We start from the raw sequence: 10,284 nt of genomic DNA on the forward strand, positions 1-10,284 counted from the left end.
GGCTGGTGGCTGCGCGCCGCATGGGTAAAACGGGGCCAACGCCGCTCGAAGGTTCCGCCCCGATGTCCGATTTCCCAGATCCCACCGATCATGCCTTCTCGTCTTCGGTCAAGGCGGCGCAGACCCGCAAGGGCTCGCGCCACCACTATGCCGGTATGATCATGGCCGACCGCGTCGACGAACGCCTCGCCGCTTTCGTTGCCGATGTGCGCAGCTTCTATCTCGGCACGGCGAGCGCCGATGGCCAGCCCTATATCCAGCATCGCGGCGGGCCCAAGGGCTTCCTCAAGGTGCTTGACGACAAGCGCCTCGCCTTTGCCGATTTCCGCGGCAACCGGCAGTACATCACCACCGGCAATGCTGCGGAGAACGGCAAGGCGTTCATCTTCCTGATGGACTATGCGGGTCGCCGCCGAATCAAGGTCTGGGGCGAGCTCGAGGTGATCGAGGGCGATGCCGAGCTCAATGCATCGCTCGCCATGCCCGGCTATCGCGGCGTTCCCGAACAGGCGATGGTCTTCACGATCACCGCGTGGGACATCAATTGTCCGCAGCATATCCCGCAGATGTTCCATGCCGACGATGTCGCCGAAGCGCTCGCCCAAGAGCTATCTGCGCGGGATGCGCGGATCGCCGCGCTCGAAGCACAGCTCGCCGCCCTTTCAGAAAATGGAACATAGCTTTGCAGATTATCGCCCTACAAATGTCATATCCGCGTGCCTACATGATGTAAGCAGCCGCCGGTTCCCCCCTCCCTTCCCGGCGGCCCCTTGCGCTCTGGCGGCACATCCCTGGCCGCACAGAGCCCCAGCACCCGGGCAGGCCATCCCCCCTGCACTCCTGCCCGGGTGCCACCTCTTCCTGAAGTCATCCGTTCCAACTTGCCTCGATGAAAGGCCCTGTCATGTCGCGTCCCCCGCTGCCGCCGTTCACCGCCGAAACCGCCGCGCAGAAAGTGCGTCTCGCCGAAGATGCATGGAACACGCGCGATCCGCAGCGCGTCGCCTTGGCCTATACCGAGGACACGCAGTGGCGGAACCGCGCCGAATTCGTGTCTGGACGTGCTGCGGTGGAAGCCTTCCTCACCCGCAAGTGGCTGCGCGAGCTCGATTACCGCCTCGTCAAGGAACTCTGGGCGCATGATGGCAACCGCATCGCGGTGCGCTTCGCCTACGAATACCGCGACGACAGCGGCCATTGGTTCCGCGCCTACGGTAACGAAAACTGGGAATTCGACGAACAGGGGCTCATGCGGCGCCGTATCGCCAGCATAAATGAACACCCCATCCGCCCGGAGGAGCGCCGGCTTGACTGGCCGCTCAGCCGCCGCCCCGACGATTACCCCAGCCTCACCGAGCTGGGCTTTTGAAGGCTTGAGGACATGAACGTACCGCCTCCCCGCCCTGCGCGCGCCAAGGCTGTGGCCCAGCCGCTGACGCTCTATGTCTGCTTCCAGAGCCTCCAGGCGCGCCCCGCCCGGCTCCAGGCGTTCCTGCGCACGTGGTTTGCAGGCTGGGCGATCCTGCTCAGCTGGAGTGTCTACGCCTTCCTCGCCGCGCCGAGCGGCTTCGCAATCACCGCGCAGGCGGCGTTCTTCGCCGTGCTCTTCCCGTGGATCCTGCTTCCCTTCGCGGCTGCGCTGGGCCGGAAGCGCTGCAACAAGCGCTAGGCGACTTTCTCCAGCCGCGCCGGCACATATTTGTGCCACGGCGTCCCCACCACCGGATCGCGCCAGCGGTAGTCGGTCAGCTCGTTGAGCGCGGCGCCCTGTCGCCGGAGCGAGCCGTCCGCCTGCCGTACATCGAGCCCCAGCCCGTTCGGCAGCGAGACATGGCCCGGCCGCGCGCCGTCGCTCAGCTCCACCAGAGCCCGCGCCCGCCCGCGCCGCGTCACCACATCCACCGCATCGCCTTCGCCCAGCCCCAGCTGCGCCGCATCGCCCGGATGGATCCGCAAGGTGCTGTCCAGCGTGCCCTTGCGCAGCCAGCTCGCGTCGCGAATGCTGGTGTTGCTTGTCTCGGTGCGCCGTTCGCCGGCTGAGAGGATCAGCGGGTAATCGGGATCGACCGGCGGCCCGGCCGGATCGAGCGCCATCAGAAGCTCCAGCATCTCCGGAATATGCAGGTTGATGCGCTGCCCCGGCTGGCGCACCAGCTCCCAACCCCCCGGCTCGCTGCGTGAAAAGACAGTGCCCGAGGGCGAGGCCATGATCGCCTCGAATAGCCGGTTGCCCGCCAGCGGCCCGGTATAGCCCGCCGCCGCCGCTTGGTCAGGAAAGTTGCGCACGAAGATCTGCGCCACGCCCCACACCGCTGCGGCATTGCTCATGCCTTCGGGCAGCGCGTCTGCCAGCGCCCTGTAGAGCAGCACCGGCGCTACCGCCATGATCCCCGGCTGCGCTGCTGCCGCCTGCGCAAAGGCCATCGCGAAGTGGTCGAGATTACCCGCCGCCGCTTTCAGGGGCGCCACCAGATCCGCGCTCAGCACGCCCAAAGCCTCGCACAGCCGCGTATGGATCGCGCCTTCCTCCAGCGTCCCCTCGCGCGGGGCAAACAGCGGGCGGCGCAATTGGAACGCGTTCTCGGCGGGCTCGAAGTTGAAGAAGCTCGCTTCCGCTTTCTCGAACTGGCTGCAGGCAGGCAGCACATAGTCCGCCTCGCTCGCGGTTTCGGTCATCGCCACGTCGATCACCACGCTGAACTCCAGCGCCCGCAGCGCCTCGCGCATCCGCGCCGTATCCGCCAGCGAATGGACCGGGTTCGCGCTTTCGATGATCATCGCGCGGAAGCGGTGCGGGTGATCGGTGAGGATCTCCTCGCTGATCGCGTTGCAGGGGATCAGCCCCATGATCACCGGAAAGCCGGTGACGGGCGAGCGCTTCCAGTTGCGCTCCCCGCTCGGCCGCGCCGCGCTCCCAGCACTCGCGCTGCCGCTCCCTCCCAGCGGACGGAATGGCACGAAGGCATAGCTCGTGCCCTTGCGGCCAAAGCTGCCGGTGAGGCCGATGATCAGCCGGTGGAGATAGGACCCAAGCGTCGAATGGACGCCCATCTGCATGCCAAGGTCCTCCATCGAAGCCATGGTTTCAGCCGCCGCCATGCGCCGCGCCGCCGCACGAAGCAGGTCCTCGTCGACGCCGCAAACTTGCGCAAACTGGCTGATGGGCACGCGCTTCAGCACGTCCAGCACCGGCTCGGCATTGCTGACATGCGCGTCCATCCATGCGGTATTGGCAAGGCCCTCCTGCACGAGGATCGCCGCCAGCGCGCCGAGGCACCAGGCATCGGTACCGGGCCGGATCGCGAGGTGATAGTCCGCCATCACGGCCGTTTCGCTGCGGCGCGGATCGATCACGATCATCGACCGCGCCGGGTCCGCCGCGATCTCGCGCAGCACCACGCGGGCGCGCGGGAAGCCGTTCGATTGCCACGGGTTCTTGCCGATCAGCAGCGCCACTTCGGCATGTTCGAAATCGTGGTGCATGCCGCAGCCGAACATCCGCGCCTGCACCCAGGCCTCGCCGGTCTTCTCCTGCGCCAGCGCATTGGAGCGATAGCGCACGCCGAGCGCGGCCAGCGTCGCCTGCGCATAGACGCCGGGCAAGTGGTTCCCCTGTCCGCCGCCGCCGTAATAAAGGATGCTCTCGCCGCCATGCGCATCGCGCACCACCGCCAGCCGCGCGGCCACTTCCGCGATCGCGGTGTCCCAATCGACCGCTTCATAGCTGCCATCCGCCCGCCGCCGCATCGGGGAGGACAGCCGGTCGCGCCCCTGCTGGTAGGCATCCATGCGCTGCGCCTTCTCGCAGACATAGCCTTTGGTCACCGGATGCGCCTTGTCGGGTCGCACGCGCACGATTCGTTTCCCCTCGGTCTGCACTTCGATCCCGCAGTTCATCGAACAGATCATGCAGGCGGTTGGCTGCCACGTCTCGGTCATGCCTCGTCTCCCCGGCGGTGTTCGTAAGCTTCGGCCAGCAGCGCGCTGGCATCGCGGCAGGCGCGCAGCACCGCGTCCGAAAGGTCCTTGTCCGGAATGGCCCGCGCCAGCGTGAGCCCGCCCATCATCAGCGCCAGCAGCGCGATATCCTCGCCCGGCGGTGTCGGCCCGAGCACTTCCTGCCGGCCCATCAGCGCACCCGCGACCGCGCCTGCATAGGCCTCGCGAAACATGTCTCCGCCGCGCGGAACCTCGCTCACCAGCGCGGCGAGCGGACAGCCCGTCTCCGGATGATCGCGGTGGCTGCGCGAGAGATAGCGCGCCGCCATCTGCGCCCGCCGCTCGGCGCGCGGCAGGTCCGCCGGGACTTTGCTGGCAAGGTTGCCAAGGCTTTCCATCGCCCGCTCCAGCGCTGCGATATCAAGCGCCTCCTTGCTCTCGAAATGCACATAGAAGCCGCCATGCGTCAGCCCGGCATCACGCATCAGCCGGTGCACGGCATTGCCCGCCAGCCCTTCACGCCGCAGCCGCTCGGCCGCCAGATCGAGGATCTTCTCGCGGGTGGCGGCCTTCTGCTCGGCACGACTCATCAGCCTCTCCTTCGGGGGAGAGGATTTTCACATGACACGTATCATGTCAACTGAGCGCGAAGAAACTGCCCCTTGCCAAGGCCGCTTTGCTCTTGCTTTCGGCTAAACCGCGCAGGCCCCCGATCGGATCAGGAACCGCTGCTCGCGCCCGTTATCAAGGCTGAACATCCCCCCGCGCCCGGGCACCGCGTCGAGCAGCAGGTCCACCGCCTCGCCCGCCGCGCTCCATGCCTCGAACTGCCGCACGCCGATATAGAACGGCGCTTCCCCCACATGCCCCAGCAGCACGTCGCTTTCGCCCACGCGAAATTCGCCCGCCGGGTAGCACATGGGGGAAGAGCCATCGCAGCATCCGCCCGATTGATGAAACAGCACCGGCCCATGGTCGGCGACGATCTCGCCAAGCAGGGCCAATGCCGCAGGAGTGGCGGAAACGCTGGTCATCCGGTCAGAAGAAGCCCAGCGCCTTGGGGCTGTAGCTCACCAGCAGGTTCTTGGTCTGCTGGTAGTGATCCAGCATCATCTTGTGGTTCTCGCGCCCGATGCCCGATTGCTTGTAGCCGCCGAAGGCCGCGTGCGCCGGATAGGCATGGTAGCAATTGGTCCACACGCGCCCGGCCTGCACCGCGCGGCCTGTCCGGTAGGCCTGCGTGCCATTGCGCGTCCACACGCCCGCACCCAGGCCATAGAGCGTGTCGTTGGCGATGGCATGCGCGTCCTCGGCGTCCTTGAAGGTCGTCACCGCCACCACGGGGCCGAAGATCTCCTCCTGGAACACCCGCATCTTGTTGTGCCCTGCAAGGATCGTCGGTTTGATATAGAAGCCCCCCGCCATGTCGCCCGGCATCATCGCGCGCTCGCCGCCGGTCAGCACCTTGGCGCCTTCGTTCCGTGCGATCTCGAAATAGGAGAGGATCTTCTCCAGCTGCTCCGAAGAAGCCTGCGCCCCGATCATCGTCGCCGCATCCAGCGGGCTGCCCTGCACGATCTTTTCGACGCGGGCGACGGCGCGCTCCATGAACTTGTCGTAGATCGATTCCTGGATCAGCGCGCGGCTCGGGCAGGTGCAGACCTCGCCCTGATTGAGCGCGAACATGGCAAAGCCTTCCAAGGCCTTGTCGAAGAAGTCGTCATCCGCATCCATCACGTCGGCAAAGAAGATGTTGGGCGATTTGCCGCCCAACTCCAGCGTCACCGGAATCAGGTTCTCGCTGGCATATTGCATGATCAGGCGCCCGGTCGTCGTCTCGCCGGTAAAGGCGATCTTGGCAATGCGGCGGCTCTGCGCGAGCGGCTTGCCCGCCTCCAGCCCGAACCCGTTGACCACATTGAGCACGCCCGGCGGCAGCAGATCGCCGATCAGTTCCAGCAGCACGTGGATCGAGGCCGGAGTCTGCTCGGCCGGTTTCAGCACCACGCAGTTGCCCGCCGCCAGCGCCGGGGCGAGCTTCCACACCGCCATCAGGATCGGGAAGTTCCACGGGATGATCTGGCCGACAACGCCCAGCGGTTCGTGGAAATGGTAGGCCACGGTATCGTGGTCGATCTCCGAAATCCCGCCTTCCTGCGCGCGGATGCAGCCCGCGAAATAGCGGAAGTGATCGATGGCGAGCGGCATGTCCGCCGCCATCGTCTCGCGGATCGGCTTGCCGTTGTCCCAGGTCTCCGCCGTTGCCAGCAGCGCAAGGTTCGCTTCCATGCGATCGGCGATCCGGTTCAGGATCAGCGCGCGTTCGCCCGCGCTCGTCTTGCCCCACGCGTCCTTCGCCGCATGCGCGGCATCGAGCGCAGCTTCCACATCGGCAGCAGAGGAACGCGCCAGCGAAGTGATCACCTGCCCCGTCACCGGCGAGGGATTGTCGAACCGCCGTCCGTCCGCGGCATCGACCCAGCGTCCGCCGATATAGTTGCCGTAATAGTCCTTGAAGGGGTGCGCGGGCAGCGTGCCGGTCATGCTCGTTCCTCTCGTGTGTCCCGCGCGAGATCTGGCGCCCGCGCGTGGGGTCGTGGTTGCAGCCGCCAGGGGCCTGCCCACCAGCGAAGTCTATCGCTGGCGGGCGCGGAAACAAGGGCTTGCTTGGCCCAAGGCCGGCAAACCGCTGTCCTACAGCAGACGCTCTGCGGTAAACCGGCGCCATGCTCCTTGACCCGCATCAATTCGCCGGACTGTGCCCGCAAGGCGCCGCGGCGGACCCCCGGGGGCGTTTTCACTCAGGACTGTGTCAACCTGACCTAAATTGGGAGCCGCGAACACGAATCGCCACAAGCCCATCGCCGCTGGCGAGCAGCGTCAAATATGGTCAGGATGGGGACAGGAAACTGGAGCGGGCGAAGGGATTCGAACCCTCGACCCCAACCTTGGCAACTGGTTTCCGAGAATTTCGCCAGCGTTACCGGGTGTTGCCAAATCTGCGCAAAACTACACAGTTTCAAAAGCTTGCTTTGCGCGTCGAGTCACAATCGCTACCCTGCGATTTCCGGTGGTTTGCCGTCTGCTGCTTCCCCCCTGCTTCCCCGGCCATGCCGCACCTGCGTGGGGAAGCAAAGGGCAAGCGCGTGGGCCACCGGAAGCAAGGGGCAACTTTGAGAGGAATGACGGACACCAGCAGGACCAGACCTATGACGAAATTGACCAAGCGCACCATCGACGCACTCAAACCAGGCCAGCGCCGCGACACCTTCCTTTGGGATGGCGAGTTGCGCGGCTTTGGCGTCCGTGTGAAGCCAAGCGGCACTAAGACCTTTATCATCCAGTATCGCAATTTGGAGGGCTGCACGCGCCGATGCGTCATCGGCCAATACGGTGTCTTGACCGTCGAACAGGCGCGCGGCCTCGCGCAGAAGAAGCTCGCCGCCGTAATCGATGGCGCGGACCCTTCGGCTGAGCGCCACGCTATCCGGCAAGGGCTGACAGTCTCGGCGCTTTGTGACTGGTATCTGACCGAGGCCGAAGCCGGGCGCCTGATCGGGCGCAACCGTCGTCCGATCAAGGCGTCCTCCCTTGCCGGCGACCGCAGCCGGATCGAGCTGCACATCAAGCCACTGATCGGCAACCGCGTCATCAGCCAGTTGAAGCTGGCCGACATCGAACATTTGCAGGGCGATATCGCCGCCGGGCGCACCGCGCGGCTGCGTAAGTTCGGCAGGGGCGGCCAGACCGCAGGCGGCATCGGTGTCGCCGCCCGCGCGATCAGCACGCTGCGCAGCCTGTTCAACCACGCCCGCCGCCTTGGGCTCATCGAGGCCAGCCCGGCGACGGGCGTGCGCATCATGGCTTCGCAAAAACTGAAACGATACCTCAGTGCGGGCGAAATCCGACACCTCGGCAAGGTGATGACGCAGATGGAACGCGAGGGCGAACACCCCACTGGTCTCGCCGCGATCCGCGTTATGCTGCTCACCGGGTTTCGCCGCATGGAAGTATTGGCGATGCGCAAGGAATGGGTGCAGCCTGACGACAACCTCGTCCGCTTTCCGGATACCAAGTCCGGTCCGCAGATGCGGGTGGCTGGTGACGCTGGGATGATCGTGCTGGAGGCCCAGGCCCTGCATAGTAATTCGCCCTACATCTTCCCAGCGGACTGGGGCGACGGTCACTTCATCGGCGTCGTCCGCGTGCTTGATCGGGTTTGCGCGCGGGCCGGTCTGGACGAGGTGACACCCCATACCCTGCGCCACAGCTTCGCCAGCATGGCGGCCGCACAGGGGTTCAGCGAGCTGACCATCTCAGGCCTCCTCGGCCACGCCCCGCGCGGTGTGACGCAGCGCTATGTGCATCTCGACACCGCGTTGATCATTGCGGCGGATCAAGTGGCAGCGGAGATTGCTCGGTTGCTGGACGGCGGCGAACTGCGGAGCATGCGCGAGATCAAGCAGGCGCGGACGTTGGCGACGTTGCGGGCAGTGGCTTGAACTTCCGTTTCGTTGGACGTTGCCGACAGTCCGCTATCTCCCAAAAGCGGCAATAGCGGCCTGGCGCGAGCAATGTCCGCTTCTGATCAACCCGCTCCGGTTTGCGCCCTTTCTTCCTCATGGCCAATTACGGCCAAGGAGAATGCCGGTCAGCACCAGACCGAAACTCAGCACCATCCGTTGAGGGCTTCGCGATTGCCCCGAGCTGGCAAGATCAGCAAGCCTCGGGCACCGGCTTCATGCCGTTCGCTTGACGTGTTTGGAAGCGTCCCCCTGTTCCTGCCGGATGATGGCCAATTCCCGCTCGACGTGGCTGGAAAAGACGTCCTGCGCCGGGCGAGCCTGCGACAGGTCGATGTCAGGCGCCATCCGGCCATCGGTGCGGATGCCCTGAAGCGCGATCTTCGCAAGCTTCCAGGGGCGCGCAATCGCATCGCTCGCAGCGGTGCCTTCGAACCCGCAATGCACCATGCAATCGGCGCATTTCTCGTACTTGCCGACCCCGAACTGATCCCAGTCGGTGCCCTCCATGAGCTCGGCGAAGGTCTGCACATAGCCCTCGCCGATCAGGTAGCAGGGCTTTTGCCAGCCGAACACGGTGCGCAGCGGCATCGACCAAGGGGTGCATGCGTAGGTCTGGTTGCCCGCAAGGAAGTCGAGAAACAGCGGCGAATTGGTGAAGGTCCAGGCCTTGCCGCCATCGCCTTTGCGGAACACATCGCGGAAGAAGTTCTTGGTGCGCTCGCGGGTGAGGAAGTGCTCCTGATCCGGGGCGCGCTCATAGGCATATCCGGGAGAGATGGTGATTTCGACGTCGCGCTTTTCCATCTCGTCGAAGAAGGCGGCGAGACGGGCCGGGTCTGCGCCGTCAAACACGGTGCAATTGACCTGAACGCGGAAGCCCTTTGCCTTGGCAAGCTCGATCGCCCCGATCGCGACTTCATAGGTGCCTTCCTGATCGACGGCATGATCGTGCATGCCCTTGTCGCCATCGAGATGGATCGACCAGGTGAAGAAGGGAGAAGGCGCGTAATCGTCGATCTTCTTCTTCAACAGCAGCGCGTTGGTGCACAGGATCACGAACTTCTTCTTCGCGATGTAGCCTTCGACGATCCGCGGCATGTCGCGATGGAGCAGCGGCTCGCCCCCCGCAATCGAGACCGCAGGTGCGCCGCATTCGTCGATCGCGTCCATGCATTGTTCGAAGCTCAGGCGCTGGTTGAGGATCGCATCGGGATAATCAATCTTGCCGCAGCCGGGGCAGGCAAGATTGCAGCGCAGCAGCGGTTCCAGCATCAGGACGAGCGGGTACTTGCCGCCCTTGATGTGGTTCTTGACGGTGTATCCGCCGATCCGGGCGAGCACTTGAACGGGAAGGGTCATGACGCTGTCGTCCTATTCGGCGGCGATGGCGTCTTGGCGAACGGGCATCTGACGCAACTCTTGAGGCAGGCTGAATTCGACTTTTTCGACGACCCCGTCGAGAGTCGACACTTCGATCGGCGCAAGTTCCCTTAGCCGGGCGATCACATCCTGCACCAGCGAATCCGGAGCCGAGGCCCCGGCCGTGAGCCCGATCCGCGTCTTGCCGACGAACCAACTGGGGTCGAGCGAGCTGCCATCGGCGACAAGATAGCTTGGCACGCCAAGATCGTCTCCGATTTCGCGCAGACGGTTGGAATTGGAACTGTTGGGCGCGCCTACGACCAGCAGCAGGTCCGCGACCCGGCACAGGTCCCGCACCGCAGTTTGCCGGTTCTGGGTTGCATAGCAGATATCCGCCGTATCCGGGCCGACGACGTTCAGAAACCGTTCTTCGAGGGCGGCGATCACATCGCGCGTG

Annotated in this window: 9 protein-coding genes and 1 pseudogene; 4 read left to right on the forward strand and 6 right to left on the reverse strand. The window is 65.1% G+C overall.

Annotated features, from left to right (window positions below):
- Window positions 1-62 precede the first annotated feature (62 nt).
- The 3 genes from K5Q19_RS17535 to K5Q19_RS17545 all read left to right on the forward strand — a co-directional run bounded on the left by K5Q19_RS17535 (window position 63) and on the right by K5Q19_RS17545 (window position 1,669).
- Window positions 63-680, forward strand: coding sequence for a pyridoxamine 5'-phosphate oxidase family protein (locus tag K5Q19_RS17535; protein ID WP_292947977.1), 618 nt, complete (start codon window positions 63-65; stop codon window positions 678-680).
- A gap of 224 nt (window positions 681-904) precedes the next feature.
- Complete coding sequence (locus K5Q19_RS17540; RefSeq protein WP_292947979.1) at window positions 905-1,369, forward strand: nuclear transport factor 2 family protein; 465 nt, start codon at window positions 905-907, stop codon at window positions 1,367-1,369.
- A gap of 12 nt (window positions 1,370-1,381) precedes the next feature.
- Window positions 1,382-1,669 carry a hypothetical protein gene (locus K5Q19_RS17545; RefSeq protein WP_292947981.1) on the forward strand — a complete coding sequence of 96 codons (288 nt, stop codon included), beginning with the start codon at window positions 1,382-1,384 and terminating at the stop codon, window positions 1,667-1,669.
- Here K5Q19_RS17545 and K5Q19_RS17550 read toward each other — a convergent pair.
- The 4 genes from K5Q19_RS17550 to adh form a co-directional block, all read right to left on the reverse strand.
- Window positions 1,666-3,939, reverse strand: a complete 2,274-nt coding sequence (locus tag K5Q19_RS17550; protein WP_292947983.1) for a molybdopterin-dependent oxidoreductase — start codon at window positions 3,937-3,939, stop codon at window positions 1,666-1,668. The genes K5Q19_RS17545 and K5Q19_RS17550 overlap by 4 nt on opposite strands.
- The gene (locus K5Q19_RS17555) at window positions 3,936-4,529 is read right to left on the reverse strand and encodes a TetR/AcrR family transcriptional regulator (RefSeq protein ID WP_292947985.1); all 594 of its coding nucleotides are present in this window, start codon (window positions 4,527-4,529) and stop codon (window positions 3,936-3,938) included. Before K5Q19_RS17555 ends, K5Q19_RS17550 begins: the two co-directional genes overlap by 4 nt.
- A 102-nt stretch (window positions 4,530-4,631) precedes the next feature.
- Window positions 4,632-4,973 (reverse strand): DUF779 domain-containing protein, encoded by a 342-nt coding sequence (locus K5Q19_RS17560; RefSeq protein WP_292947987.1) that lies wholly within the window; start codon window positions 4,971-4,973, stop codon window positions 4,632-4,634.
- A 4-nt stretch (window positions 4,974-4,977) separates the two neighbouring features.
- Window positions 4,978-6,483, reverse strand: a complete 1,506-nt coding sequence (adh, locus tag K5Q19_RS17565; RefSeq protein WP_292947989.1) for an aldehyde dehydrogenase — start codon at window positions 6,481-6,483, stop codon at window positions 4,978-4,980.
- Between the two features lie 638 nt (window positions 6,484-7,121).
- On the opposite strand from adh, the gene K5Q19_RS17570 reads away from it, so the two are divergent.
- Window positions 7,122-8,441: a site-specific integrase gene (locus K5Q19_RS17570; protein WP_292947991.1), complete on the forward strand. Its 1,320-nt coding sequence runs from the start codon at window positions 7,122-7,124 to the stop codon at window positions 8,439-8,441.
- Window positions 8,442-8,678: 237 nt separating this feature from the next.
- On the opposite strand, the gene hpnH is transcribed toward K5Q19_RS17570, so the two are convergent.
- Window positions 8,679-9,824 (reverse strand): adenosyl-hopene transferase HpnH, encoded by a 1,146-nt coding sequence (hpnH, locus tag K5Q19_RS17575; protein ID WP_292947993.1) that lies wholly within the window; start codon window positions 9,822-9,824, stop codon window positions 8,679-8,681.
- A gap of 12 nt (window positions 9,825-9,836) precedes the next feature.
- A pseudogene (locus tag K5Q19_RS17580) lies at window positions 9,837-10,284 on the reverse strand (4-hydroxy-3-methylbut-2-enyl diphosphate reductase); the annotation flags it as partial.

Origin of the sequence: Novosphingobium sp. (assembly GCF_019748365.1) — a bacterium.
In the GTDB taxonomy this organism is placed as follows: domain Bacteria; phylum Pseudomonadota; class Alphaproteobacteria; order Sphingomonadales; family Sphingomonadaceae; genus Novosphingobium.

What these genes read in the sequence shown, in the direction of transcription:
- K5Q19_RS17570 (WP_292947991.1), top strand. Translation starts at nt 7,122, where the DNA reads ATGACGGACACCAGCAGGACCAGACCTATGACGAAATTGACCAAGCGC.
- K5Q19_RS17545 (WP_292947981.1), top strand. Translation starts at nt 1,382, where the DNA reads ATGAACGTACCGCCTCCCCGCCCTGCGCGCGCCAAGGCTGTGGCCCAG.
- hpnH (WP_292947993.1), bottom strand. Translation starts at nt 9,824, where the DNA reads ATGACCCTTCCCGTTCAAGTGCTCGCCCGGATCGGCGGATACACCGTC.
- K5Q19_RS17540 (WP_292947979.1), top strand. Translation starts at nt 905, where the DNA reads ATGTCGCGTCCCCCGCTGCCGCCGTTCACCGCCGAAACCGCCGCGCAG.
- K5Q19_RS17550 (WP_292947983.1), bottom strand. Translation starts at nt 3,939, where the DNA reads ATGACCGAGACGTGGCAGCCAACCGCCTGCATGATCTGTTCGATGAAC.
- K5Q19_RS17555 (WP_292947985.1), bottom strand. Translation starts at nt 4,529, where the DNA reads ATGAGTCGTGCCGAGCAGAAGGCCGCCACCCGCGAGAAGATCCTCGAT.
- adh (WP_292947989.1), bottom strand. Translation starts at nt 6,483, where the DNA reads ATGACCGGCACGCTGCCCGCGCACCCCTTCAAGGACTATTACGGCAAC.
- K5Q19_RS17560 (WP_292947987.1), bottom strand. Translation starts at nt 4,973, where the DNA reads ATGACCAGCGTTTCCGCCACTCCTGCGGCATTGGCCCTGCTTGGCGAG.
- K5Q19_RS17535 (WP_292947977.1), top strand. Translation starts at nt 63, where the DNA reads ATGTCCGATTTCCCAGATCCCACCGATCATGCCTTCTCGTCTTCGGTC.